21 protein-coding genes and 1 pseudogene are annotated in these 25,301 nt (G+C 49.8%); 13 read left to right on the forward strand and 9 right to left on the reverse strand.

All coding sequences use genetic code 11. The annotated features are described in order from the left end of the window. Window positions 1-8: 8 nt before the first annotated feature. The 5 genes from O71_RS08720 to O71_RS08740 all read left to right on the forward strand — a co-directional run bounded on the left by O71_RS08720 (window position 9) and on the right by O71_RS08740 (window position 8,291). Complete coding sequence (locus O71_RS08720) at window positions 9-380, forward strand: DUF6150 family protein (RefSeq protein WP_040574044.1); 372 nt, start codon at window positions 9-11, stop codon at window positions 378-380. Between the two features lie 9 nt (window positions 381-389). Next, window positions 390-1,220 carry a 50S ribosomal protein L11 methyltransferase gene (prmA, locus tag O71_RS08725; protein WP_007655600.1) on the forward strand — a complete coding sequence of 277 codons (831 nt, stop codon included), beginning with the start codon at window positions 390-392 and terminating at the stop codon, window positions 1,218-1,220. A gap of 18 nt (window positions 1,221-1,238) precedes the next feature. Next, window positions 1,239-6,029, forward strand: a complete 4,791-nt coding sequence (locus O71_RS08730; RefSeq protein ID WP_007655616.1) for a hypothetical protein — start codon at window positions 1,239-1,241, stop codon at window positions 6,027-6,029. Between the two features lie 162 nt (window positions 6,030-6,191). After that, window positions 6,192-6,836: a glycerol-3-phosphate 1-O-acyltransferase PlsY gene (plsY, locus tag O71_RS08735; protein ID WP_007655617.1), complete on the forward strand. Its 645-nt coding sequence runs from the start codon at window positions 6,192-6,194 to the stop codon at window positions 6,834-6,836. A gap of 93 nt (window positions 6,837-6,929) precedes the next feature. Continuing rightward, window positions 6,930-8,291 (forward strand): dipeptidase, encoded by a 1,362-nt coding sequence (locus tag O71_RS08740; RefSeq protein ID WP_007655631.1) that lies wholly within the window; start codon window positions 6,930-6,932, stop codon window positions 8,289-8,291. A 92-nt stretch (window positions 8,292-8,383) separates the two neighbouring features. Here O71_RS08740 and O71_RS08745 read toward each other — a convergent pair whose 3' ends face one another. The 8 genes from O71_RS08745 to O71_RS08780 all read right to left on the reverse strand — a co-directional run bounded on the left by O71_RS08745 (window position 8,384) and on the right by O71_RS08780 (window position 17,711). Then, window positions 8,384-9,043: a porin family protein gene (locus O71_RS08745; protein WP_007655633.1), complete on the reverse strand. Its 660-nt coding sequence runs from the start codon at window positions 9,041-9,043 to the stop codon at window positions 8,384-8,386. A gap of 156 nt (window positions 9,044-9,199) precedes the next feature. Further along, window positions 9,200-9,865: a porin family protein gene (locus tag O71_RS08750; RefSeq protein ID WP_234986457.1), complete on the reverse strand. Its 666-nt coding sequence runs from the start codon at window positions 9,863-9,865 to the stop codon at window positions 9,200-9,202. 368 nt (window positions 9,866-10,233) lie between these two features. Next, entirely contained in the window at window positions 10,234-10,818 is a 585-nt protein-coding gene (locus O71_RS08755) for a porin family protein (RefSeq protein WP_155800727.1), read from the reverse strand. Window positions 10,819-11,062: 244 nt separating this feature from the next. Further along, on the reverse strand, window positions 11,063-12,601 hold the full coding sequence (locus tag O71_RS08760) for a YifB family Mg chelatase-like AAA ATPase (protein ID WP_007655638.1): 1,539 nt from the start codon (window positions 12,599-12,601) through the stop codon (window positions 11,063-11,065). 281 nt (window positions 12,602-12,882) lie between these two features. After that, window positions 12,883-13,458: a D-sedoheptulose 7-phosphate isomerase gene (gene lpcA, locus O71_RS08765; RefSeq protein WP_007655639.1), complete on the reverse strand. Its 576-nt coding sequence runs from the start codon at window positions 13,456-13,458 to the stop codon at window positions 12,883-12,885. Between the two features lie 8 nt (window positions 13,459-13,466). Then, window positions 13,467-13,808 (reverse strand): hypothetical protein, encoded by a 342-nt coding sequence (locus tag O71_RS08770; RefSeq protein WP_007655640.1) that lies wholly within the window; start codon window positions 13,806-13,808, stop codon window positions 13,467-13,469. A 128-nt stretch (window positions 13,809-13,936) separates the two neighbouring features. Further along, on the reverse strand, window positions 13,937-15,775 hold the full coding sequence (locus tag O71_RS08775) for an ABC transporter ATP-binding protein (protein ID WP_040574049.1): 1,839 nt from the start codon (window positions 15,773-15,775) through the stop codon (window positions 13,937-13,939). Window positions 15,776-16,031: 256 nt separating this feature from the next. After that, window positions 16,032-17,711, reverse strand: coding sequence for a hypothetical protein (locus tag O71_RS08780; protein WP_007655642.1), 1,680 nt, complete (start codon window positions 17,709-17,711; stop codon window positions 16,032-16,034). Between the two features lie 216 nt (window positions 17,712-17,927). Here O71_RS08780 and upp point away from each other — a divergent pair, with 216 nt between their 5' ends. From upp to O71_RS08795, 3 genes are read left to right on the forward strand one after another with little or no spacing between them, the layout of a single operon-like run. Continuing rightward, on the forward strand, window positions 17,928-18,590 hold the full coding sequence (gene upp / locus O71_RS08785; protein WP_007655643.1) for a uracil phosphoribosyltransferase: 663 nt from the start codon (window positions 17,928-17,930) through the stop codon (window positions 18,588-18,590). A gap of 15 nt (window positions 18,591-18,605) precedes the next feature. Continuing rightward, complete coding sequence (locus tag O71_RS08790; RefSeq protein ID WP_007655644.1) at window positions 18,606-19,049, forward strand: GNAT family N-acetyltransferase; 444 nt, start codon at window positions 18,606-18,608, stop codon at window positions 19,047-19,049. Between the two features lie 43 nt (window positions 19,050-19,092). Next, window positions 19,093-19,542 (forward strand): small multi-drug export protein, encoded by a 450-nt coding sequence (locus tag O71_RS08795; RefSeq protein WP_007655646.1) that lies wholly within the window; start codon window positions 19,093-19,095, stop codon window positions 19,540-19,542. 37 nt (window positions 19,543-19,579) lie between these two features. Here the strand turns inward: O71_RS08795 and O71_RS08800 are convergent. Then, window positions 19,580-20,897: pseudogene (locus O71_RS08800) on the reverse strand (DEAD/DEAH box helicase). 491 nt (window positions 20,898-21,388) lie between these two features. On the opposite strand from O71_RS08800, the gene O71_RS08810 reads away from it, so the two are divergent. From O71_RS08810 to O71_RS08830, 5 genes are all read left to right on the forward strand, one after another. Beyond that, window positions 21,389-21,664: a hypothetical protein gene (locus tag O71_RS08810; protein ID WP_155800729.1), complete on the forward strand. Its 276-nt coding sequence runs from the start codon at window positions 21,389-21,391 to the stop codon at window positions 21,662-21,664. A 124-nt stretch (window positions 21,665-21,788) separates the two neighbouring features. Then, window positions 21,789-22,976, forward strand: a complete 1,188-nt coding sequence (locus tag O71_RS08815; RefSeq protein ID WP_192811658.1) for a serpin family protein — start codon at window positions 21,789-21,791, stop codon at window positions 22,974-22,976. A 105-nt stretch (window positions 22,977-23,081) separates the two neighbouring features. Further along, the gene (locus O71_RS08820) at window positions 23,082-24,416 is read left to right on the forward strand and encodes a dihydroorotase (RefSeq protein ID WP_007655654.1); all 1,335 of its coding nucleotides are present in this window, start codon (window positions 23,082-23,084) and stop codon (window positions 24,414-24,416) included. 90 nt (window positions 24,417-24,506) lie between these two features. Then, entirely contained in the window at window positions 24,507-24,911 is a 405-nt protein-coding gene (locus O71_RS08825) for a DinB family protein (RefSeq protein WP_007655655.1), read from the forward strand. Window positions 24,912-24,973: 62 nt separating this feature from the next. Next, the coding region (locus O71_RS08830) for a hypothetical protein (RefSeq protein WP_007655656.1) at window positions 24,974-25,301 on the forward strand (328 nt) is incomplete at its 3' end.

Raw genomic sequence — 25,301 nt, forward strand, 5'->3', positions numbered from 1 at the left:
TATCTGTTATGATTCTAATAATATCCTTTTGGCTTTCGCTGCTCCCGTATTTGACAGCGCCACAGCCGGCAGCCGAGCCGTCTGTAAGGGTGGCTGGTAACGACATTTGCCGCATTTATGGCTCTGTATACCTGGAGCGTGACCCGAAGTATAAAAATACAGCCGCTTATACGGTATACCTGGGCGATGAAGAAGCCTTTGCCTCGATGGTGGTATACCGCGAGAGTAACAAACTGTTTGCCGACGGTACAGGCATCTGGCACATTACCAACAAGAAAGCCTTTGCTGACCACGTGCTCTACGTGACTGATAACCGAAATTTTGCTGATTTTACTGTACATTTTACCAACGTGCGCTCTTACGCAGCGTGTCGTCCTTAATTATCACACATGGATTTTATAGAAGTAGCCCTGAAAGTAAGCCCCGATTTTGCCGACATCTTCACCGCCGAAATGGGAGAACTGGGTTTTGATGCCTTCGAAGACACAGCCGAAGGCTTTAATGCTTACATTGACGAAGACAAGTTTGATCAACGCGAATTGGATAACATGCTGGCCCGCTATGCTGGCTACGTCACAGCGGAGTACCAGGTACAGAAAATTGAGCGCCAGAATTGGAACACCGAGTGGGAACGCAATTTCGAGCCGCTCTTCATAGGAGGGCAGGTGTCAGTAAGGGCATCATTCCACGAGAAGCCAGCCGAGGCGAAATATGACATCGTGATCAACCCGAAGATGTCGTTTGGTACAGGTCATCACGAGACGACCACCCTCATGATCGAGAACCAGCTAACACTGGACCACCAGGGCAAACGCGTGCTGGATATGGGCTGTGGCACAGGTATACTGGCGATCATGGCAGGCGAGTTGGGCGCTTCTGAAATCGTTGCCGTAGAAATAGAAGACTGGACCGTTGAGAATGCCCGTGAGAATGCGGAGCTGAACGGTTACGGAAACATTGATGTGCGACTAGGCGGTGCCGAGACCATTGAAGGAGACCAGCCTTATGACATTATTTTGGCCAATATTAACCGCAACGTGCTTCTTGATGACATGCCGGCTTATGTGGCGGTGTTGAAACCAGCAGGTACGCTGCTGCTGAGCGGTTTTTATACCGAAGACCTTCCCGCACTGCAGGAACGTGCCGAGGAACTGGGTTTGACCTATGTGTCCCACCGAACAAAGAACAATTGGGTGTCTGCTATTTTCAAGAACAGCTAATCGAAATCCTTCCGACCTATGAAATATAAACTTCTACCCTTTTTATTTTTTCTGGCTGTGTTCGCAGCACAAGCCCAGACAAAACTGTCTACTGACCCAGGTCAGTATATCACGGATGCTAAAAACATGCTGGTGACCGGGAAGGCCAAAAATGCTGAAACTCTCGGTGCTGCCTTGGAAAGCGTGTGGGGCAACCAGCGACTCTCCGATAAACAGAAGCAACAGGTGATTGACATTTCACAGCTGATGTATCGCAAGAAGATGCGCGTCAATCCGCATTATGAGAATTTTTACGAGATGCTGGTAGGGGCCGTGAACCATCACAACATGCGCGGCGCTCAGATCGACAACATGCTGGAAGTAGTGGCCAAGGCTGTGCAGCAGGACGAAGGTATAGCACTCGATCGCTTCTTTCAGACCAGCAGCAGCTACCTGAGCTCCGGTATACTGTACCAGAACAAGCAGTATACCTTGCGCACCGTAGGCGGCAGCGTAAGCTTTGCCTATGAAGGAAAGGCGGCTCCAAAAGATAAAGAAAAGTCTGCGGAGGTGAGTGACTGGGATAGCTTTTCGTGGGATGATGAGGTAGCTGGCGAAAGCAGCGAGGCCACCGCCGACGACTGGGGTGATGCCTGGGATACGCCTAAGCCCGCAGCCAAAAAAGTAGACCCGAAGGTAGCTGAGAAGAAGCGCCGCGATGACTTTAAAAAAATGTTCATACCTGCCCAGCCGAAGGTAAGCGGACCGGTACTGAAACTGGAGAACGTCAACCTGAGCTTTGCCACTATCCATGACTCCACCGCAATCATGAAAACGAGCGGACACCTGATGCTGGCCAATAACCTGTTTGTAGGGGAAGGCGGGTCATTCTCGTGGGAAGTGGACGGCAAGCCTGTTTCAGCCGCTTTCAAAGCCTTCAATTTTGATATAACAGCAGCCGCTTTTAAAGTGCCTGACGCGACCATTACCTACAATGCGGTGCTGGATGCGCCGATTGAGGGTGTTTTTGAGTTCAGAAGTTCAAAAGCTGGCACTAATGGGGAGAAATCCTACCCACGCTTCGCATCATTCACGAATGATGCGAAAGTGAAAAGCCTGGGCAAGGATATCGTTTATACCGGGGGCTTCACGCTGGCCGGTGACCTGATTGGAAGTAAGCCGCTCGATGGCAGTGTGTCGGCACTGGCCGTGTTGGAAGACGGAAAGAAGAAGTTCCGGTCGATGGCGCACAACTACAACCTGAACGACTCCATCATCTTCGCTAACAGAGCCTATGTGGCCATTTACCAAAATCAACGTCGAGACTCGCTGACGCATCCGGCCATGCAGTTGCGCTACTCCAAGCCAACCCGTGAACTGGTACTTACCCGCGACAAGGGCGTGTATAGCAAGACGCCATTCTACGACAGCTACCACAAGTTTGAGATCACAGCCGAGCGACTTGCCTGGAACCTGGGTACGCCGCACATCAACTTCTCGATCCTGAACACCAAAACCCTGATACCGGTACAGTTAGAGTCGGCACAGTACTTCTCCAACATGCGCTTTCAGCAGCTGGTGGGTGTGGCCAGTTTCCACCCATTGCAGGTGCTGGTATCCTATGCCGCTAAGGCCAAGACCAACGACTTCTATGCTTATGATGTAGCGAAGGCATCGAAACTGAACGAGAAAGCAGTGCAGGAAGCGGCGATCAGCCTGGCCCGGGAAGGTTACCTGACCTACGATGGGCAATCGCACTTTATTTCGCTCAAACCAAAAGCCTGGCACTACGTGGGCTCGGCTCAGAACCTGAGCGACTATGACCACCTGGTGATTAAGTCAGTGGTACCATCCGGCCGCAATGCTACCCTAAACCTGAGCAGTAACCGTCTGACGGTGCGTGGTGTAGAGAAGATGGCATTCAATAACGACTCTTCTACGGTGTATGCAGTGCCTGATAGCAACATTGTGCATTTGCTTGACAACCGCAACATGGAGTTTGGGGGTAAGCTATACGCCGGCCGCCTTAATTTCAGAGGCTCCCAGTTCAAGTTCGATTACAATGAGTTCATGATCGATATGCAGAAACTGGACACGGTAGCCTTTGTAACGAAGAAGCGCCGCACGGTAGGCAAGAAGAAAGAACTGGAGCAGGTGATGACCAGCCGGTCTGGTAACATGTCCGGTAAACTTTACATCAACAAGCCAAACAATAAATCCGGCCGCAAGCACTATCCGGAGTATCCGAAATTCGACTCGCCAATGGGTGGGCAGGTAGCCTTTGCCAGACCAGATGTACTGGGAGGAGCCTATGACAGCACCGTTTATTTCGATATCCCTTCTTATAAACTCGACAGTTTGAGCAAGGGTAAAAGTATGATAGGCTTCAGTGGTACTTTCCATTCCGGAAGTATCTTTCCGCCGATCAAGACCAAGCTGACCATGATGCCGGACGAGACCCTTGGCTTCTACTATCAGCCAGGGCCGAAGGGACTGCCTGCTTTTGGCGGTAAAGGTATAGCTTACGACACCATCATGATGAGTTCCGAAGGTATACAGAGTCGGGGCACACTCAAGTACCTGACCTCGACCTTTGAAGCGCCGGAGTATACCTACTACCTCGATAAAGTAGTGACCCAGAAAGGGGCCAGCGCAAAAATGGAAACAGGGGGGGGAGAAGCCAATTTCCCGGTGGCAAGCCTGGGGCACTATGAAATGATCTGGATGCCGAAGCAGGACACCATGTACGTGATGGCCTCTGCCAAAGACCCGATGAAGATCTACAAAGAGGAGTTCAGGTTTACGGGCACGGCTAAACTTTCACCGGGCGGCCTGTACGGTGATGGTGAAATGGACAATACCGATGCCAACATCGTGTCGAAGAAGCTGTCCATCAAAGGACGTAGCCTTTCAGGCAACAATGCACAGATGATAGTGAAGTCGGATGTGGAAGGTAAGCCGGCTATGAAAGCGACAGATATGGCTATCAGCTATGATCTGGATAAACGCTTTGTGGAGTTTGGCAGTGAGCAGAAGGGCGTAGCCAGTATAGAATTCCCGAAAGCGCAGTACAAGACTTCGATGAGCCGCGCTACTTGGGACATGAAACAGCAAAAGGTAAGCCTGGCAGCCGATGGTGCAGGAGGGAAAAATTACTTCTACTCTCAGCATCCGGAGCAGGACGGCCTTTACTTCAGCGCAGCTACAGGTGAGTATGACCTGAAAGTAAACTCCATTCTGGCTGGCGGTGTGCCTTACATACCGGTAGGTGACGTGCACATTATACCTGACAGTGGTAAAGTAGCCGTAGCGGCAGGTGCTACCATTACTACATTGCGCAATGCACGTGTAATGGCCGACTCCCTGCAGCAGTTCCACAAACTGTATTCCGGCAACATCGACGTATTGTCACGTAACGCCTTCAGTGGTACAGCCGTGCATGATTATCAGAATGCCGCTTCCGATTCATTTAAGCTACAGTTTGCAGATTTCGTGTACAAGCAGCACCAACTGAAGAAGAAGGAAAATATCAATACGACCTATGCGCAGGCATTGGTTCGTGATACTGACAACTTCTACATTTTTCCGCATATCCGCTACAGAGGCAACGTGAAGATGTACGCCTACCGTCCGCACATGGACTTTGACGGCGATTTAAAGCTGAACTTCACCGGAAACGAGGAAGATTCAGACTGGTTCCCTTTCAAGCGTGACTCCCTGAACCCTGACAATGTGCGCATCCCGATCATGAAGCAGAAGGCCCCGGACGGCAACCAACTGTACACTGGTCTGCATCTGTCACGTGGTACGTTTAAGCCTTACAATACCTTTGTTTCGAAAAAGCAGTACGACGATGACCTGGACATTTTCACTGTAAGCGGCGACCTGTCATATGATAAGGCAAACAGCGAGTTTAAGATCACTGATGCGGCCCGATCAGCTGCCGGATCTTACGAAGGCAACGAACTCCGTTACAATGAAGGCACTAAAACCGTAGCGTTTGAAGGCAAGCTTAACCTGGTAAACTCATTGAAGGATTTTGGAATAGAGTCGGCAGGTACAGGCATAGCCAAAGCTGACAGCGGCTATTATGCTGTTGATGCGCTGATGGCCTTTGACATGAACATGCACTCGCAGGTGATCAGTGCGCTTGGCAAAAAGTTAAACGAAACTGCTATACGCGGAGGCGGTGACCAGACAAGTACTGAAGAGATGCTTTACAAACTGGGTAACATCATCGGCAACCGCGATGCGCAGCGTTACCGTGAGCAAGGCGGACTGATCACTTTGCCAAAGCTTTCGAACAAGTTGGTACGCAGCATGGTGTTCCACAACGTAGACCTGCGCTGGTCCAACAAGACCAATGCCTGGTACAGCGTAGGAAAACTAGGCCTGTCTAATGTGCTGAAGGAGGAAATAGGGGCTGACATGGACGGCTTTATGGAGATTAAGCAGGACCTTAACGGAGAACCGGTGGTGAACCTATACCTGCAGGCCGATCCATATACCTGGGTATTCATGAGCTATCTGGAAAACGGGCTGGTCATTGTGTCGTCTGACGCTGACCTGAACAAGACCATCCGCTCCAAAGCCAGTGGTGGCCGCAGCCGCAAGTACGGCATGTACATGGGCGAGAACATCGACAAAAACCGTTTTGTGGATCAGTTCAAACACGACTACCTGAACGGTAAAGACGCATTCAAGATGGCAACTCAGGCACCAGTAGCAGAGCAGGGTGGGTTTAATGTTGCCGAAGATGAAGTAGAAGACACCAAAAAGAAAAAGAAGAAGAAAAAAGGAAATGTGGAGGAGGAGGAAGGCTGGCAATAACCGATACCTGCACTCCGGCCGTATAGGGAAAGATAGCTCTCTTTTGGATATTAAATTAACAAGTACCTATATTTGGGTTCTTTTAGATTAAAAAAACACACGTAAACTGCACTTAACTTTGTTAAGTATAGTTAATGCATACAAAAAGCTGACACACGCGTCATGAACATACTTTTAATTGCCGCTTTATTTATAGTAGCATACCTGATCGGATCTATCTCTACCGCCGTTTGGATCGGCAAAGCTTACTACGGAATTGATATTCGCCAGCACGGTAGTGGTAACTCCGGAGCAACAAATACATTCCGGGTGCTGGGCAAAAAGCCGGGCACGATCGTGATGCTGATCGACATCTTTAAGGGATGGGTAGCTACTTCGCTGGCAGCTTTACTGGTGATATTCAACGCAGTGCCCGCCGAAGATCTGATTATCTATCAATTGGCAATGGGCGCACTGGCAGTAGTAGGACATATCTTTCCGGTGTATGAGCGCTTTAAGGGCGGAAAAGGAGTGGCAACTTTGCTAGGTATGATGTTGGCCATACACTTGGAAGTGGCGCTGATGTGCATGGTTATTTTTGTGATTGTACTCTTTACCTCCAGGTATGTATCACTGGGATCTATGATTGCGGCACTGGCATTCCCGATACTGCTGTTGCTGCCACGCTTTCATCCTGATAACCCGATCCTGATCATATTCGGATTTGTGGTATTTGCCGTGGTGGTTTTAACGCACCGTAAGAACATCAATCGCCTGATCAACGGCGAAGAAAGCAAAGCCAACATTAAGTTGGGGCTGCGAAAATAGGTATAGCAGTCCGCAGGGATAAGCATTCTAAAAGCCACTCTTTCCGAAGGGTGGCTTTTTTCGTACCTTTAAGGCAGGACATTTATCTAGACTATGAATCAATATATCACTGACAACAAAGACCGATTTATAAACGAACTGCTGGACATGCTGCGCATACCTTCTGTAAGCGCTGATCCGAAGTTCAAGCAAGATGTACTGCGCACAGCTGATTTTGTAGCCCTAAAGCTGCGCGAAGCTGGTGCTGATAAGGTAGAACTGTGCGAAACCGGCGGTTACCCGATTGTGTATGGCGAGAAAGTAGTAGACCCAAGCCTACCAACGGTGCTGGTATACGGCCACTATGATGTGCAGCCTGCCGACCCTTACGAGCTGTGGCACTCGCCTCCGTTTGAGCCTGTAATCAAGGACGGTAAAATATACGCCCGCGGTGCCTGCGACGACAAAGGTCAGATGTACATGCATGTAAAGGCATTTGAGGTGATGATGCAGAACAACGCCCTGGCCTGTAACGTGAAGTTCATGATCGAGGGTGAAGAAGAAGTGGGTTCTGCCAACCTGGCTACCTTCGTGAAAAACAACAAAGAGAAACTGGCAGCCGATGTGATCCTGATATCTGACACAGGTATGCTGGGCAACGACACGCCTTCTATTACAACTGGTTTGCGCGGCATGAGTTATGTGGAGGTAGAGGTAACTGGTCCGAACCGTGACCTGCACTCCGGCTTGTATGGCGGTGCGGTGGCGAACCCGATCAATATCCTGTGCCAGATGATCGCGTCGATGCACGACGAGAATAATCACATCACCATACCTGGCTTCTATGACAATGTGGAGGAACTGAGCCAGGAGGAACGAGCCGAGATGGCCCGTGCTCCTTTTAGTCTCGATAAGTATAAGCAGGCGCTTGATCTGCCGGATGTGCATGGCGAGGAAGGCTATACCACCATGGAGCGCAACTCCATCCGTCCAACACTGGATGTAAATGGCATCTGGGGCGGCTACACCGGGGAAGGTGCTAAAACGGTTATACCTTCACAGGCCTTTGCCAAAATTTCGATGCGCCTGGTGCCGAACCAAACGTCTGAAGAAATCACAGAGAAATTCAAAAAGCACTTTGAAAGCATTGCTCCTAAAAGTGTGAAAGTGATAGTTCGTCCGCACCACGGTGGTGAACCAGTGGTGACGCCTACCGACTCGGTAGCTTACCAGGCAGCTGCTCGAGCTTACGAAGAAACCTTTGGAGTGAAGCCGGTGCCAGTACGCAGCGGTGGTTCCATTCCGATTGTGGCTATGTTCAAGTCTGAGCTTGGCCTGGATTCGGTTCTGATGGGGTTTGGTCTGGATACGGACGCGATTCACTCACCAAACGAGCACTTCGGGGTATTCAACTTTATGAAAGGCATAGAGACGATCCCGCAGTTCTATAAATACTATGCAGAGATGAGCAAGTAAGCATCTTCGCTAAATAAGAACAGCCCTGCTACTTAACTGAAGTAGCAGGGCTGCTTTGTTTTTAGGTATAGCTGAGGTATAGCAAACCGACCTTACCAGTTGCCTGGCCGGCGTGAAGGCACCAAAAAGCCAATAGAGAGTTGCCACACAAGGTTGCGCTGGCTCAGGTCTGCTTTAGGAAATGGCCGCAGACTGGCTGTGTGGCGGACATTCAGGAAAAAACCACTCTCGAGCATCAAGCCGCCGCCTATAGCATAGCCGGCATCAAAGCCGTTAAAGTCATCACGGCTGAAATCTTCGCGCCCGAATACTACAGGAGGATCAATGGAAGGGTCGGTGCTGACAATGTTGACCTTGTTGCCGACGTTGAGCAGGTAGCCCATGTAAGGACCGGCTTCTACGAACAAAGCTGCTTTCTGCAACTTGATCATAAGTGGAAGCTCTATATAATCGAGCCGGAGGTCGCCGGTGAGGGCAGTCTCAGCAGCTGTGTTTAAGGTATAGTTGTCGTAGGTAAAGCCCTTGCGACTGAAGTGCAGTTCGGGTTGTACTGATAAGCGGGAGGCAAACTCGTAGGCGAACACAAAAGCACCGTGTATACCAGCCAGATGGTTGATTTGGTCGGAAGGGGCGTCGGAGCCAACTGCTTTAGAGAAGCCGCCTCCAGCCTTTACGCCGTAGCGGTAATACTGAGCCTGCACCGAAAGCGATGTTACTAGAAACAGGCCTGTCAGGAGTATGATCTTTTTCATAGTTTCGGGTATAGTAAAAAATTAGGTATAGAGCTGTTGTTAATAGTACTCCTGAGGGCGGCATTTAGTTAAGCCATAAGTATAGTAGGTATAGCCGGAAACAAAGAAAGCCGCCAGGTGCTCAGCACCCGGCGGCTTTCTTATTGGGAAAGATGGTTAGCGATTAGTTGGAAGTGCAAAGCCTACTGTTACCATAAAGGTAGAGTGGCGGGCATTGGTCAGGTCGCCGTCAAAGTTAACATCTTCCTTCACGAAGTCGCTGAAGGCACCGTTGTAGCGCACGCCGAAGCTGATAGCATTGTTAGCAGAAGTGAAACCTATACCGGCTGCATAGCCTACTTCAAACTCAGAAAGTCCTTCTTTGCTTTTCTCGTCCCGGTTAGTAGACTGCAGCGTACCGTTTATGTACGTTCTGGTTTCATTGTTCACGCTCAGCAGGTATGAAGCCTGCGGACCTGCTTCGAAGTATAGCGGGCCAGCCTTAATTCTGGCTAACACAGGAACATCCAGATAGTTGTAGTTTACCTTGCCTTCGCGTCTTCTGGTTTGACCGAGAAGGCTGAACTCAGAATCCTCATTCTTAAAGCCCTTCACAGAGTATAGCAACTCAGGCTGTATCGAGAAAAAGTTGTCGACAATGCCGAAGTTGGCCATGATACCTGCATGAAATCCGACTTTGTTGTTGAAGCGGTCTTCGTCACGCAGGTCGCCTGACAGGTTAGAGACATTCGCACCGCCTCGTATACCGAAGCTTGCGTTTTGTGCCTGGGCACTAAATGCAGTAGCTACTGCAAACACGAACATGAATAATAGCTTTTTCATAATTTGGAATTGGTTATTTTGGTATAATCTGAGCAATATACGTGCAGAACAATATTATTATTGAGCAAGTGGAGGGGGTATTTTTGAGTAGAATGTCTCATCTATTTGAAAACCAGCTTAATAATTTTTTAGTTATTGCACTCTTTTTCACTGCTTCTGCTTTCTCTTTCATTAGAACAGTTGCACTACACTCTAGTACAGCCGATCAGTCGGTTTGTTCCAAGATCTTGGTGAGAGTAGTGAATCTGTGAGTAGAGAGGAGGTGAAGCCGATATATAGCAGGAGCTACGCGGATGCCTCCTATAGAAGAAGCCCCGACGAAAACCGGGGCTTCAGTAATATAGTTTTATTTTGTACTAATAGCGCTTTTATCTGCCGCCAAACAGGTAGCCGAGCGTCAGCATGAATACGTCATTACGATAGTTGCCTATGTTTGTGTTGTCATAAAGCTTAGAAATATCGCCATTGTAACGAACGCCAATGCTTAAGCCTAGCGGAGTAGCCTGCAAACCAACACCGGCAGCATATCCAAAACTAGTACGTTTATAGTCATCTAAGTCTTCGGTAATAGTCGTGTTATTCAAATCCACTTCACCGCCTATCCTGAACGACACCTGTGGGCCAGCTTCAAAATAAAGCGGACCAGCATTCACACGGCCTAGCACCGGCACATCCAGGTAATTGATTTTCCACTTCACATCATCCGCACTGGTTTCGGCACCCTTCATAGAATAAAGCACCTCTGGCTGTATCGAGAAAAAGTTGTCAACCGATAGTGGGAAGTTAGCGGTCAGACCAGCGTGTCCCCCCCAGATGCGATCAAGGTTATCGGCATCAGATCCGCCAAAGCCAGCATAATTCACACCCGCCCTGATACCTAATCGTGGGCCCTGTGCATGTGCCGCAACCACTGTGGTCATGGCTAAAACGAGCATTAAAATTCTTTTCTTCATAGTAGTAAATGGTTAGTAGGTTAAGTGTATTACCGCCAGGTCTTGTCTTCTTCGGTTTAAGTTCCTGACGTCCCATATTACGCAGCCTCCCAAGAAAAGTCTAAAAAAGTTTAAGATTTCGCTTTGGATACAGTGCAATTGAAAATGCAAATTAAAACGGCATTAAAAAGAAAAGTTCAACACCTATTTAGGATGTTGAACTTCGTAAGTATTTAATATATAGATAGTTGCGTTTTAAGGTGTGTTAGCCTGCCCACCCGTCTCTGTCTAAGCTGCGGTACTGAATAGCTTCTGCTAAATGTTCAATTTTAATATCTTCACTATCAGCCAGATCGGCGATGGTGCGGCTCACTTTCAGGATGCGGTCGTAGGCGCGGGCCGAAAGCCCAAGACGCTCCATGGCGGTCTTCAGTAGCGTGCGTCCGGCATCAGATATCTGACAGATCTCTTTCACCATCTGCGAGGGCATCATAGCATTGGAGTGCATGTAGTCAAATTCATGGAAGCGCTCCCGCTGAATCTCGCGCGCCCGTACTACGCGCTGTCGTATGGTCTCGCTGTCTTCCGACTTGCGGGTCGCGGTCATTTCATCAAAAGTCACAGGAGTTACCTCTACATGTAGGTCTATACGGTCGAGCAGCGGGCCGCTCACCTTGTTGAGGTAGCGCTGCACAAGACCAGGGGCGCACACACATTCTTTCTCGGGGTGATTGTAAAATCCACATGGACACGGGTTCATGCTGGCAATGAGCATAAAGTTAGCCGGAAAGTCCAGGGTAGTTTTGGCCCTTGATATGGTTACGCGACGCTCCTCTAGTGGCTGACGCATTACCTCCAGTGCAGTGCGTTTGAACTCCGGCAGTTCGTCCAGAAACAGTACGCCATTATGTGCCAGGGAGATCTCGCCGGGCTGGGGTATACCGCCGCCGCCCACCAGTGCCACGTCAGATATAGTATGGTGCGGTGCCCGGTACGGACGCGTAGAAAGCAGCGAAGAAACTTCACCCAGCTTGCCTGCAACGGAATGTATTTTGGTTGTTTCCAGCGCCTCATGCATCGACAGTGGCGGGAGGATAGAAGGTAGTCGCTTGGCCAGCATGGTTTTGCCCGCTCCCGGAGGTCCTATCATAATGACGTTATGGCCACCGGCGGCGGCGATCTCCAGCGCCCGCTTGATGTTCTCCTGCCCCTGCACATCCGAAAAGTCGGCCGCGTACTGGTTAGCCGAGTTCTGAAACACATCGCGTGTGTCTACTTTTACAGGTTGGATGTCTAGCTCATCATTCAGGAAGTCGATAGCCTCTTTGATATTCTCAACTCCGATCACATCCAGATTATTTACAATCGCCGCTTCGCGGGCATTGCGGGCTGGCAGTATGATGCCTTTGAACCCTTCTTTGCGGGCTTGGATGGCAATAGGCAGTACACCTTTGATCGGACGGAGCGAACCGTCGAGTGACAATTCCCCCATGATCATGTATTGTGAAAGCTTATCAGCGGCCAGCTGTCCACCGGCAGCCAGCATACCCATCGCGATGGTAAGGTCATAGGCAGCACCTTCTTTCCGGATGTCGGCAGGTGCCATGTTAATGATGGTTTTCTGGCGTTTAAGCTTGTAGCCGTACTGAGCCAATGCTGATTCGATACGCTGTTCGCCTTCTTTAATGGCATTGTCGGGTAGGCCCACCAGGAAGTACTTTGCGCCGGCACTCACGCTCACTTCCACGGTTACGGTATAGGCGTTCACGCCTTGTACGGCGCTGCCAAACGTCTTGATAAGCATAGGGGTTAGATGTTGATCTATAAATGCGATTTTGATAATTCAGATTCGCAACATTGGCCACTGCCAATTGATTCCGAGTCGATGGGGTAAAAATACAAAATGTAGTTTTACTGTTATCTGCAAACAGCAATCAACCGGCTATCAGATTGTATGAAACGCAAGTATAGCACTCTTACTTTGGAGCATGCTTTATAAAGAGGGTACAAAACAAAGGGCACGTAGTTTCAGGTATAGCTATACCTGAAACTACGTGCTCTGCGATGTCTTATACCTGTTACTATTTAAGCACAGATTCTCTTTTCAATGAGAAGAATGAGAATATGAATGACTTTGATATGAATCTCTTGCACACGGTCGGCATAGCCCTGGTGTGGAACGCGCACTTCCACGTCGCAAAGGGCGGCTAATTTGCCCCCGTCTTTGCCAGTAAGACCAACTACAGTCATGCCTTTAGACTTGGCGGCTGCGGCGGCTTTCAGCACATTGGAAGAGTTACCACTGGTGCTGATGGCGAGCAACACATCGCCGTTGTTACCTAAAGCTTCGATGTAGCGGGAAAAAACATGATCGTACCCATAGTCATTGCCCACGCAACTCATATGACTCACGTCGGAGATGGAGATGGCAGGTATAGCCTGTCGGTTGTTGCGGTAGCGTCCTGTCAGTTCTTCTGCAAAGTGCATGGCGTCGCACATGGAGCCACCGTTGCCGCACGAAAGGATCTTACCACCTGCTGCTACAGCATCAGCCATGGCATTGGCCGCTTTTTCGATGGCGGCAATATTATTAGGGTCTGCAATAAAGTTGTTGAGCGTCTGTTGCGCTTCCTGCAGCTCCTGAAGTATGATCTGGGTCATGTATTATATTAGTTGCTCGCTACAGCCATCTCCATCCGGACAGACTCTTTGTAGCTGTTGCTTCTGTATGCTTGTTTGCGCTCATACAGATCGGCCTTCAGCTCGTTGATCTTCACCTGAGCCATGTGCCTGTCGTATTTGAGCGACGTAATGTAAAGTTTTCCAATTAACAACTTTACCAGCATTAATCCGGCGCCTATTGCTCCGAGTGCTTTGTAAAGGGTGAGCGCCTGCTCTTCAGTCGCAATCTCAAATATGGCTTTATGGTCTAGCAAGTCTGTTAGCAAAAGTGCTATAAACATAGCGTAGCAAAAAACGACCACATCAGAGAGTGTCTTAAGTTCTTTCATGCTTCAAGGTTGGATTTTGGTGCAAAACTGTATCGGGCTAAGCTATAAAAAAATATGAATATACCGAAACGTTAACACTAAAATTTAATTTAAAGCAATGGTTGGTAACACAAAAGCACTAAGTGCTGCTATGATACCAGTTGCATTTGTGTAAGTTTTGCGTACAATCCGCCGTGCTGCAGCAGGTCCTCATGACTGCCACGCTCTACGATGCGGCCCTGTTGTAATACTACAATCTCATCGGCGTGCTGTATAGTACTCAGTCTATGCGCAATTACAATCGAGGTTCTGTTTTTCATCAGGTTGGTCAGTGCTTCCTGCACTAGTTTCTCCGATTCAGTATCCAGCGCCGAGGTAGCTTCGTCCAGAATCAGGATCGGTGGGTTCTGCAGAATCGCTCTTGCAATGCTAAGGCGCTGGCGCTGTCCACCAGACAAGCGGCTACCGCGGTCGCCGATCATGGTCTGATAACCTTCAGGCGTCTTCACGATGAACTCATGCGCGTTGGCAATCTTAGCAGCTGCGATCACTTCCTCTTCCGTAGCATCGGTTTTGTTAAAGGCGATGTTGTTGAAAATGCTGTCGTTGAAAAGTATAGACTCCTGCGTTACCACGCCCATCGTATCGCGCACCGACTCCATGGTATAGTCGCGGATGTCGTGTCCGTCAATCAGGATGGCTCCTGCAGTCGGGTCGTAGAAGCGCGGTATCAGGTCGGCAAGAGTGGACTTGCCACCACCGGATGGACCTACCAGTGCCACGGTTTTGCCTTTCTCAATGCTGAGGTTGATGTCCTGCAGCACAACATGGTCGCCGTAGCTGAAGCTCACATCCCGGAACTCGATTTCGTGACGGAATTCCGGCAGTACCTTCGCATTTGGCTTGTTCTTTACCTGTGGCTCCGTGTCGATTACCTGCAGAATGCGGTCGCCGGATACCAAACCGCGCTGTATGTTGCTGAACGCTGCAGACATGGCCTTCGCCGGTACAAGCACCTGCGAGAACAGGATGATGTAAGTTATAAACTCCGCCGCACTTAGGTCAGATTCTTGGTTCAGCACCATGGTGCCGCCAAAGTACAGGAGCAAGGCAACTACCGTTACACCCATGAACTCCGAGAATGGAGAGGCTAGATCGCGCTTGTATGCAATAGAGCGCTGTAAGCGGGCATAGCGACTGTTCTGGTCATGGAACTTGTCCAGGATGTACGGCTCAGCATTAAAAGCCTTGATCACCCGGATGCCGCTCAGCGTTTCGTCGATAATGGTGAGTATAAAGCTCAGTGACTCCTGGCCTTGTTGCGCGGCCCGCTTCAGGCGCTTGGCTATACCTGCGATGAGTATACCAGAGAGCGGAAGAAGGATTAGTGTGAAAAGCGTGAGCTTCACTGACATGGTAAAGAGCACGACAAAGAAAGCGATAATAGAAATTGGTTCACGGATAACCACCGTCATCGTGTTCACCACCGAGTTTTCCACTTCCTGAATGTCCACGGTAAGGCGCGTCATCAGGTCACCTTTGCGCTCGTTGCTGAAATAGCCCATGTGCAGCTGCGTCACCCGCTCATAAGTGGCGTGGCGAATTTTCTTCACCACATGCGCACGCAACGCACCTACCACCCGAAAAGCCAGGTACTTGAACAGGTTGGCCAGGAAAACAGAAATCACTACGATTATACAGACAAAAAGAAGCGCCCCCTGCCGTCCCTGCTCCAGAATGACCTGTCCGAAGTGGAAGTTAAAGAAGTCTTTGAAATACTCGATTGAGAGGCTGAATTCTGGCTTGGTCGTCACCATGGTCACGGCCTCGTCAGCGCCTACAGTTCCAAAAAGTACATTAAGCAGCGGAATAAGCAGCGTAAAGTTGAGCAGGCCGAAAATGATGCCCAGTATAGTATAGATGGTGTAAAGCGGCACAAAGCGACTGTATGGCTTTGCGAACTGCAGTATCCGGAGATAAGTCTTCATGTTGATATAGGCCATCCCTACCTGTTACAGGTATAGGAGGCTGCCCCGATTGCTCCCCGTAACACACGAGTAGCTTGCCGGAAGTTTTTAAGTATTAATGAATTACAATATTGTAGGCCGCGCTATACCTGCCGTATGCTTAGCCGCTGCAAAGATAGCTAAATTAGGACAGGTATGTATAGCGAGCTTTTAAAACGAAAACGGGGAGTCTTTATTTCTAAAGACTCCCCGCTCAAGGTATAGCTATACCTGTCTGTTAAAATTCGTGCAGTCGCTGCGCAATGTTCCAGCGCAAGGCTACAGAGGTAAACACCGTGTTTTTGCTAAGTGAGCTTACATCAGCCTCAGTGCGGCGGATGATGCCCTTCACGTCCACGAACAGGTTGTGCTTGAACTGGTAAGTGGCCGTCAGGTCGAGGTGCAGCTGGTTGGTGGTGATGCCTTGCGCGATCTCGTGGCCGTAGTTGAACGGCCTTGAGTTGTAGTCCAGGTTCACGTTGTTGCCCCAGTTGATGGTGTCGCCTTCTGCCGTGATCTCGTCCTGGCCGAAGCGGGTTGCAATGGCCTTGCCTACCAGTTGGAGGCGCGGCAGCGGCTGGTAACGGGCTATACCTACAAATTCATACAGGTTGGCGCCCATTGGGTGGGCAAGCGGCTGGCGGTTGTGCTGGTAGTTGGAGCTGCCGTCGCGGTGCTGGTAGGTATAGGGGCGTATGATGTTCACCTCACCCAGCAGGTCTAAATTAGAAAGACCAAAAGCGTCGATGTACTTGGCGCCGATCTGACCGGCTTGCTTGTTAGCCCACCAGCCATTACCGCCTGTTACTTCGTTGAGCACAAACTCGTCGAGCACCAGCTGGCCGTAAAGCTGTGCTGTGTTGAAGAGGTTCCAGCGGAAATCAAGGCCCAGCATGGCATTGTCCTGGCTGCCCAGGTTGTGCTCCACACTGCGATAAAAGATCACCGGGTTGAGGTACTGCAGCTCAAAGCGGCCTCTCTCACGACCAAAGATGATCTGCTCAAACAAACCCACATTAAAGTTGTCGGTGATGTTGATGCCGAGGCGGTGCAAGGCCATATACTTCTTAGGCAACAGGCGGTCTCCACCCCCACGACGGCGGTAGTCGGCGGTGAGCTCCTGGAACAGGTTCATGTAGTGCAGGCGCCAAACGCGGGTGTTCAGTTTCAGGAAGAAAGCCGGCGGAGCGTAGTCGGAGTATACCAGTGAGCGGTAGCCGTCGCCGATGAAGTGGCGGTCGTGGCCCAGCTGTATCTCCACATGCTTCGAGAGGGAGTAGTTCATGTAGCCGCGTGCCGTCAGGAAGTCGTAGCCGTCGCCTTTAAAGGTTTTCCAGAGTCCTTCGTGCGGCACCACTCCGTCGCGGCGGATGCGGTCCTCCACATAATCAGCAAAGCGGGCCTGGTTTTCTCCGATAAAGGTATAGAAGCCGAAACGATTGTCGATGCTACCCTCCAGCTGGATACCGCGTGTATTGACGTAACGAACGCCGCTGCTCTCGCTATCATTGCCGAGTTCCAGGTGCAGTACCGGATTTACGCGCAGGGTGAAATCCTCGGAGTCGTAGTGGTAGAGATCCGTTTTGTTACGGTAGAACGTGTTGAAGATTGGGCGCTCGCTGATGTTATCGTTTGCCTGGGTGGTGTAGTTCCAGTTGTCGTTGAGCAGGTACTGGATATTGAACATGTCGGCATTGGAGCGAGGTTCTCCAATGGCAGCCTCAGCTAGTTCAGCTACTTCTTTGCGACCGATCGGGCGTACATTGGTGTGCATCTGCGGCACTTTTGAGCCCAGCTTGATCTGGTAGCGGTCTATCAGGTGATAGGTGTCGCGGTCGTAGGGCACATACACATCCTGCGCCTGCACAGCAGGTATAGCCAGCAGACTAAGTGCCATGGCGGCAAATATATTTCTCATAAGAGGAAAGTTCTAATCAGGGGAAAGCGATTTGTAAGGTACTTATTTAGAATTCACAATATTAACAAAAACACATGAAATTGCATGATGCAGATTACCGAAAGCACGTATAGGTCAGACTTATACAGATATGGGGTCTGCACAGTTCAACGTTTTTGGCAGCCGGAGATTGCCGTACGCCCGAAAGACCTTATCTTTAGGTCATTAAAAACAGCCATGCTCATGCAAAAAGATAACCTGCACATACTCACAGCAGCCCCATCGCTTGCCAACCATTTTGTAGCCGAACTGCGCGACGTATCGGTGCAGCACGACAGCCTGCGCTTCCGCCGCAACCTGGAGCGCCTGGGTGAGCTGCTGGCCTACGAGATATCCAAAACGCTTCCTTACGAAAACCGCGACATCGTAACGCCTCTGGCTACTACCCAAACCCAGCTGCTGACGGCGCAGCCTGTGCTGGCCACTATCCTCAGAGCCGGATTACCAATGTACAATGGCATGCTTAACTACTTTGACAAGGCGTACAGTACATTTGTAGGCGCTTATAGGGTAGAGGAGCAAAACACCGAGCTGCAGATCAACATGGAGTACCTGGCCTCCACGGACCTGCACGACAAGATCCTGATTCTGGCCGACCCGATGCTGGCCACCGGTCGGTCGCTGGTAAAGTCTTATAAAGGCATGCTGCGCCACGGCAAACCAGTGCAGGTGCACATTGCCGCTGCCATCGCTTCTCCGGAGGGAGTAGCTTACATACAGCAGGAGGTTCCGGAGGCGCACATCTGGCTGGGGGCTATGGATGATCACCTGAACGAAAACTTCTATATCGTTCCCGGACTGGGCGATGCCGGCGACCTTGCATTCGGTCCGAAGGTGTAGCCATGCCCGTTCATCATGATCAGGCCCTATACCTCAGCCGACCAGGAGGCACTCTTGCAGATTTTGCGGCTCAATACGCCAACTTATTTTGCTCCTGAAGAGGAAGATGACTTTGTGCTATACCTGCATGAGCGTCTTGAAGACTACTATGTAATAGAACAGGACGGGCAAGTCGTAGGTGCCGGCGGCATCAATTACTTCGATGGCCATACCTGGGCCAGACTGTCCTGGGATCTGATACACCCTGCGTTTCAGGGCAAAGGCATAGGACGGGAGCTCACCTTGTTTCGTATCAACAAGTTAAAGGAAATGCCCGGAATGCAGTGGCTGCAGGTGCGGACGAGTCAGTTGGTGTATCCGTTTTACCAAAAACTCGGCTTTGAACTGGAGAAGGTGGAGCAGAATTTTTGGGCGAAGGGAATCGACCTGTATCAAATGAAAATGAATCTGGGCGCTTAGTGCCTTCAAAATTTTAAACTCGCATCAGCGTTCAGAAGAGGTAGTGGAGGAGCTTCTTAAATACATGTCGGTATACCTGATCAGTATGGTCAAGTTCATAGGTGGGCCTTTGGCAGGTATGTCGCTGGGGATGGCTTACCTCGAAACCGTGCTCCTGACCGTAGCCGGTATGATGACGAGCGTGCTGGTGTTTTCGTTTGTCGGGAGGGAAGCAGCCCGATGGTACTCCCGTTATCGCCGAAACTACAACAGACCTGTATTCAGTCGCCGGAGCCGCCGGGTGGTGCGCATCTGGCGCAACTTTGGCGTTGTAGGCGTTGCCTTCTTCACGCCGCTTTTTCTTACACCCGTTTTCGGTACTATAGTAGCTGCCGTGTTCGGCGTGCCACGTCGGCAGATCTTCCTGCACATGCTCTGGAGCGGCACCATGTGGGGCTTTGTTCTGACAGGCCTGGTGTACCGTTTTCAGGAAATAGCGCTCGAGTATCTGTAAACAAAAACACCCTGCCTTATCGGACAGGGTGCACATGCTATTTCTTTTTCTTCTTTTTCGTTTTTTGCCAGAACGAGGCTCTGGGGTCACGCTTGCTATCAGGTCGCTTCTTAGGTATAGCTTTCTTTTCGTGGAAGGCACCCTTAAAGTCCGGGTTCTCACTGCGCTTCTGGTGGTCAATGTCACGGGCAATCGCCTGCTGCTCCTCAAACGTGATGTCGTGAATCTTTACCTCAGCTGGCATCGGCTCCTCTGGTATCTGCATCCGGATCAGTTTCTCGATTTTCCGGATATGATACATCTCCGCAGGGTTTGCAAAAGTGATGGCGGCGCCCACGTTCTCAGCACGACCGGTGCGACCGATGCGGTGCACGTAGTCTTCGTACACAAAAGGCACATCGAAGTTGATCACATGGCTCACCATCGTCACGTCTATACCTCTGGATGCCACATCAGTTGCTACCAGGAAGCGGACTTCGCCTCCCTTGAAAGCCTCCATGGAGTTGATGCGTGTATTCTGGCCCTTGTTGCCGTGGATGGCCCGTACTTCGCCGTACTCGCGGCGCTCTAAGAATTTGGCCACGTTCTCAGCGTTTTTCTTGCTTCGGGTAAAGATGATTACACGGTTGAAAGTTTCTCTGTCCTGAATCAGGTGCTCGAGCATGGCGATCTTGGTGCGCAGGTTGGGCACCTGGTACAGCACCTGGCTCACCGTTTCCACCGGCGTAGCCTGTGGTGTCACCTCAATGCGGGTCGGGAACTCCAGAAACTCCTCGGACAGCTCCACCACCTTCGGGTGCATCGTGGCTGAGAAAAGCAGGTTCTGGCGTTTGCGCGGCAGAACTTCCAGCAGCTGACGAATCTGCGGCATAAAACCCATGTCCATCATCTTGTCGGCTTCGTCCAGTACCAGCGTTTTGATCTCTTTTAATATAAGCTCGCCTTTCAGGTATAGCTCCATCAGTCGCTTCGGTGTGGCTACCAATATGTCAATACCTTTGTTGATGGTCTCAATTTGAGTCTTTGGGCCCAATCCGCCATAAATAACGGTATGGCGCAAGTCTGTGTACTTACCCAGCAGCGTGATATTCTCTTCGATCTGCATGGCCAGCTCGCGGTAGGGGCCAGGATAACGGCACGCGGGTTAGTGCCCTGCGCATACTTCACCTTCATCAGGATAGGCAGCAGGAAGGCTGCGGTTTTGCCGGTGCCGGTCTGGGCAATGCCCATCACATCGTGCCCGCCCATGATCACAGGTATAGCCTTGAGCTGGATAGCGTCGGTTTTTCGTAGCCGGCCTCCTCGATGGCGTTGAGCAGCTGTCGGTTCAGCTTAAAATCTTCAAACGTAGTTATTTCTTTCTCGGCTTCTTCTGCATGGTATTTCTAATCGTGTTGATATGCAAAGGTACGGGAAATTTGTGGGAGGGGGATAAAGCTGGATGTGTTGTTACGGAATTGTAGTATCTTGAATCTTATATATTGAAAGCGCCATTCAGTTTAATGTATGTTCAAAAAGATTCTTAAGTGGGTTCTTATTTTTGCAGGTATAGCCTTCATTGGTTACATAAGTGTCCTTCTGATGATCATGTCTGCCTTTGGAGCCTTTGACAGGGACTACACAAAGGAGGAGCTGATCGAGCATTACGATCTCAAACGAGCTGAAATGCATGCACTCAAATCATATTATCAATCTATTGTACCTGCCCATCATACCGTCAAAATTGAGTTTACTGACAATCAAAAGCTAAATTATTTTTCATATATCCACTTTAGATGAGGTTACAGGAAAAACATTGCGTGATAACAATTGGGACCTGGAGATAGAATCATTAAAAGTTGACTCTATGATTACTGCATTAGGCTGGTCACGTAAAACATTAAAGACCCTCAAGGCAAAATTGGATGAAGCTGGCTGCATTTCTGTAACAAACAGCACTCCTTTTAATATCGGTTTTCAGCGTAGTGGCATGGGCATGTATTTCTATAACCTGTTTGATGAGCCTATACCTGATAGCTTGAGAGCGAACTACAATGACAGCTGTACTTATGTGCTATATACAGATCAGGTAGTGCTGGAGTATGGTGGGGGAGCAGTTGGGCCACAATGTTTCCCTTGGTGAATAAGATAAGGTAAAACAACGCATGCAACCATCTCACCCCCATTAGGGTCTTTCAGGTATAGGCCTTAATCCAATGTTCCCCATGAGCAAAAGCATATTATTGTCAAGTATAGCCCTTGTGGCAATGAGTATATTTTCGGGTTGCCAAAAAGAGATGGTAGACGAAGGACCCAACACACCCAATATCCGTCCGCTGACGGTGCAGGAGCAGAAAACGGTAACCAGCTCCAATGACTTTGCTTTTAGGTCCTTTGCGGAGCTCAGCAAAGCCGAAGAGGCTGAAAATATTTTCATCTCGCCGCTCAGCATCAGTATGGCGCTGACCATGGCTTTCAACGGGGCGGATGGCGAGACAAAACAAGCCATCGGACGAACGCTAGGTTTTGAGGAAGCCTCTGATGAAGACATTAACAAATCCTTTAAAGACCTGATTGCTCTGTTGCAAGGTATAGACAGGAAAGTGATCTTTACCTCAGCCAATTCCCTTTGGCATAGCAACCTGGTACGGCTTCAGGCGCCTTTTATCAAGACGAACAAAGAGTATTTCAACGCCACGGTGCAAGGTCTAGATTTTGCTTCGCCCGCCTCTGTTGGGCAGATCAATAGTTGGGTGAAGAACAGCACCAACAATAAGATTGATAAAATACTGGATGAGATAAAGCGGGATCAGGTTTTGTTCCTGATCAATGCCATCTATTTTAAAGGCACCTGGACCTATCCTTTCGATAAAAACCTCACTAAGCCGGGGCAATTCCTGCTTGAAAATGGCAGCAGTGTCACCCATGATTTCATGACCATGAAGAAGGGCGAATATCTGCACTACCGCGACAACACCGTTGACATGATTGACCTGCCTTACGGGAACGAGCAGTACAGCATGACGATTGTGATGCCAAGCGGAGAAAATAGCGTGCAGAGCATTATTCCGCAGCTAAGCCCAGCCAACTTGTCTAGGTGGCTTGCAGATGGGCGCAAGGTAAGCTGGGAGCTGCAAATGCCTAAGTTTAAAATGGAGTACGAAGAAGAACTGAACGCCATGCTGATCGACCTGGGTATGGGCGTCGCTTTTTCGGGTGGGGCGGACTTCAGCCGCATGGTAGAGGGGCATAATAACCTGGCGATCTCACAGGTGAAGCACAAAACCTTTGTGGAAGTAAATGAAGAAGGCACAGAAGCCGCAGCTGTCACCTCAGTGGGTATAGAGTTGACTTCTATGCCAGCCAGCTACCGAGTAGACCGCCCCTTCGTATTCATGATCCGCGAAAAATCCTCAGGTGCCATCCTGTTCATCGGCAAACTGATGCAGCCTTAATTGCGGGAGGTATAGTTTTTATCTTCAAGGTATAGCAATCAGGCGCTTTTGTGCGGGAAACTTTGCTAATGTGTGTTAACTTTGTCTAGCACATACCTTAGCAGCATGAAATCTATCCTGATAAAGAACGCACAGCTTGTAAACGAAGGAAGCACCACCACAGCCGATGTATTGGTAAAAGAAGGCCGCATCGCACAGATAGGACAGGGTATAGAAGCCAAAGCCGACGAGACGATCGACGCCACCGGCCTGCACTTGATTCCCGGTGCCATCGATGACCAGGTGCACTTTCGTGAGCCGGGGCTCACGCACAAGGCAAACATCGAGACTGAGGCGAGAGCAGCTGTGGCAGGCGGTACTACATCGTTTATGGAGATGCCGAATACGGTGCCAAATGCCATAACGCAGGAACTGCTGGAAGATAAGTATAAGATTGCCGCTGAGACCTCACTGGCAAACTACTCCTTCTACATAGGTGCCACCAACGATAACCTGGCGGAGGTGTTGCTCACCAACCCAAACACGGTTTGCGGCATCAAGATTTTCATGGGTTCTTCCACGGGGAACATGCTCGTAGACAATGAGCAGACGCTGGACCAAATCTTTGCGAAAGCCAAACTGCCGATTGCCGTGCATTGCGAGGACGAGCAGACTATTCGCGATAACATGGCCATCTATGAAGAGAAGTACGGCGAGGATATACCTGTGAAGTGCCATCCGGAGATTCGCAACGAAGCGGCCTGTTTTAAATCATCCTACCTGGCCGTAAAGCTGGCTGAGAAGCATAATACCCGACTGCACATCCTGCACATCTCCACGGAAGAAGAACTGAAGCTGTTCCGCAATGACATTCCGCTGGAGCAGAAGCGTATAACCGCTGAAATATGCGTACACCACCTGTGGTTTGATAAAGAAGACTACGACAAGTTCGGTACTCAGATCAAGTGCAACCCGGCTATAAAAGAGCACCGTCACAAAGAAGGCCTGTTACAAGGACTGCTGCATGACAAACTCGATGTGATCGCCACTGATCATGCCCCACATACCTGGGAGGAGAAGCAGGGCAAGTACAAGCAGGCACCAAGTGGCGTGCCGCTGGTACAACACTCCGTGCAGATGATGCTTGAGTTCGTAAAGCAGGGCAAACTGACGATCGAGAAAGTGGTGGAGAAAATGGCACACGCGCCAGCTATCCTTTTCAACGTACGCGAACGTGGCTACATCCGTGAAGGCTACTGGGCTGACCTGGTGCTGGTAGACCTGAACAAGTCTTATACCGTTTCCAAAGACAATACCTACTATAAATGCAACTGGTCACCTTTCGAAGGCCATACCTTTAGCAGTACCATCACCCATACCTTGGTTTCCGGGCACCTTGCTTTTGCCAACGGCACATTCGATGAGAGCAAGAAAGGAGAGCGCCTTTTGTTCGACAGATAGTTCCGTGATTTAATAAGATAGGTATGGAAAGCATTATGTCGCTGCAGTATGATTGGGTGAAAGGATCGCGGGAAGTGCTCCTGCAATACTGTGAAACCATATCAGCAGCAGACTTTTGCCAGGAAAACAGCTCAATTTGGGAGAGGAAGCATCCGGAACCTGCTGGAGCATATCGCGAATACCTATGAATTCTGGCTTGGTGAGCAGGCGCTGCAAAAGGAGGTGGCATTTACATCCTACGAAGCTGTTCAGAACATTAAAGATGCCTGGCTACTGTTCCAGGAGATAGATAAACTGGTAGAGGAATTTGTTGCGAGCTTTGGGCGAAGTTATCTTACAAACCTGGAGGTCAGTATCAACGATACGAGTACCAAAGCAAACCTGCTCAAGCTGTTTACCCACGTCATCACGCATGAGTATCACCACAAAGGCCAGATTCTGTCGCTGAGCCGGCACCTGGGCTATGTTCCGGTTGATACCGATATTATGCGCTAGATTAAAACAGGGAATTACCTTTGATAGAGAACCTCAGGTAGGAGAATATAGGGAATAAGCAAATGGAGTTAACAAAGTTCAAGGAGTTGCATGCCCGCTTTTTTGGGAAAAAACTGCCGGAGGAAGTGCTTCAGTCGGAGGAATTCGAGGCGTACGAAGAAGCTATCCATGAAGACGAAGCCTGCTATAACTGGGCAATTACCGATAAACTAAAGAGCAAAGGCTTTGCTTATGAAAGTTACTGTTGCCTGATGATGGCTGACAAGGTATACGAAAGCCTGGATACCGACGGAGAGATCAGGTATGACGATCCGGAAGTAGTGATCAATCAGTGGGATGAAGGACTGTACGGTATACCTGTGCACAATGGCAGCGCCACCATGGTCGTGA

It is taken from the genome of Pontibacter sp. BAB1700 (genome assembly GCF_000277005.1).
GTDB lineage: Bacteria > Bacteroidota > Bacteroidia > Cytophagales > Hymenobacteraceae > Pontibacter > Pontibacter lucknowensis.

Excerpts from the sequence above, each read along its gene's own strand:
- O71_RS08720 (WP_040574044.1), top strand. The coding sequence starts at position 9 with ATGATTCTAATAATATCCTTTTGGCTTTCGCTGCTCCCGTATTTGACA.
- prmA (WP_007655600.1), top strand. The coding sequence starts at position 390 with ATGGATTTTATAGAAGTAGCCCTGAAAGTAAGCCCCGATTTTGCCGAC.
- O71_RS08730 (WP_007655616.1), top strand. The coding sequence starts at position 1,239 with ATGAAATATAAACTTCTACCCTTTTTATTTTTTCTGGCTGTGTTCGCA.
- plsY (WP_007655617.1), top strand. The coding sequence starts at position 6,192 with ATGAACATACTTTTAATTGCCGCTTTATTTATAGTAGCATACCTGATC.
- O71_RS08740 (WP_007655631.1), top strand. The coding sequence starts at position 6,930 with ATGAATCAATATATCACTGACAACAAAGACCGATTTATAAACGAACTG.
- O71_RS08745 (WP_007655633.1), bottom strand. The coding sequence starts at position 9,043 with ATGAAAAAGATCATACTCCTGACAGGCCTGTTTCTAGTAACATCGCTT.
- O71_RS08750 (WP_234986457.1), bottom strand. The coding sequence starts at position 9,865 with ATGAAAAAGCTATTATTCATGTTCGTGTTTGCAGTAGCTACTGCATTT.
- O71_RS08755 (WP_155800727.1), bottom strand. The coding sequence starts at position 10,818 with ATGAAGAAAAGAATTTTAATGCTCGTTTTAGCCATGACCACAGTGGTT.
- O71_RS08760 (WP_007655638.1), bottom strand. The coding sequence starts at position 12,601 with ATGCTTATCAAGACGTTTGGCAGCGCCGTACAAGGCGTGAACGCCTAT.
- lpcA (WP_007655639.1), bottom strand. The coding sequence starts at position 13,458 with ATGACCCAGATCATACTTCAGGAGCTGCAGGAAGCGCAACAGACGCTC.
- O71_RS08770 (WP_007655640.1), bottom strand. The coding sequence starts at position 13,808 with ATGAAAGAACTTAAGACACTCTCTGATGTGGTCGTTTTTTGCTACGCT.
- O71_RS08775 (WP_040574049.1), bottom strand. The coding sequence starts at position 15,775 with ATGAAGACTTATCTCCGGATACTGCAGTTCGCAAAGCCATACAGTCGC.
- O71_RS08780 (WP_007655642.1), bottom strand. The coding sequence starts at position 17,711 with ATGAGAAATATATTTGCCGCCATGGCACTTAGTCTGCTGGCTATACCT.
- upp (WP_007655643.1), top strand. The coding sequence starts at position 17,928 with ATGCTCATGCAAAAAGATAACCTGCACATACTCACAGCAGCCCCATCG.
- O71_RS08790 (WP_007655644.1), top strand. The coding sequence starts at position 18,606 with ATGATCAGGCCCTATACCTCAGCCGACCAGGAGGCACTCTTGCAGATT.
- O71_RS08810 (WP_155800729.1), top strand. The coding sequence starts at position 21,389 with ATGATTACTGCATTAGGCTGGTCACGTAAAACATTAAAGACCCTCAAG.
- O71_RS08815 (WP_192811658.1), top strand. The coding sequence starts at position 21,789 with ATGAGTATATTTTCGGGTTGCCAAAAAGAGATGGTAGACGAAGGACCC.
- O71_RS08820 (WP_007655654.1), top strand. The coding sequence starts at position 23,082 with ATGAAATCTATCCTGATAAAGAACGCACAGCTTGTAAACGAAGGAAGC.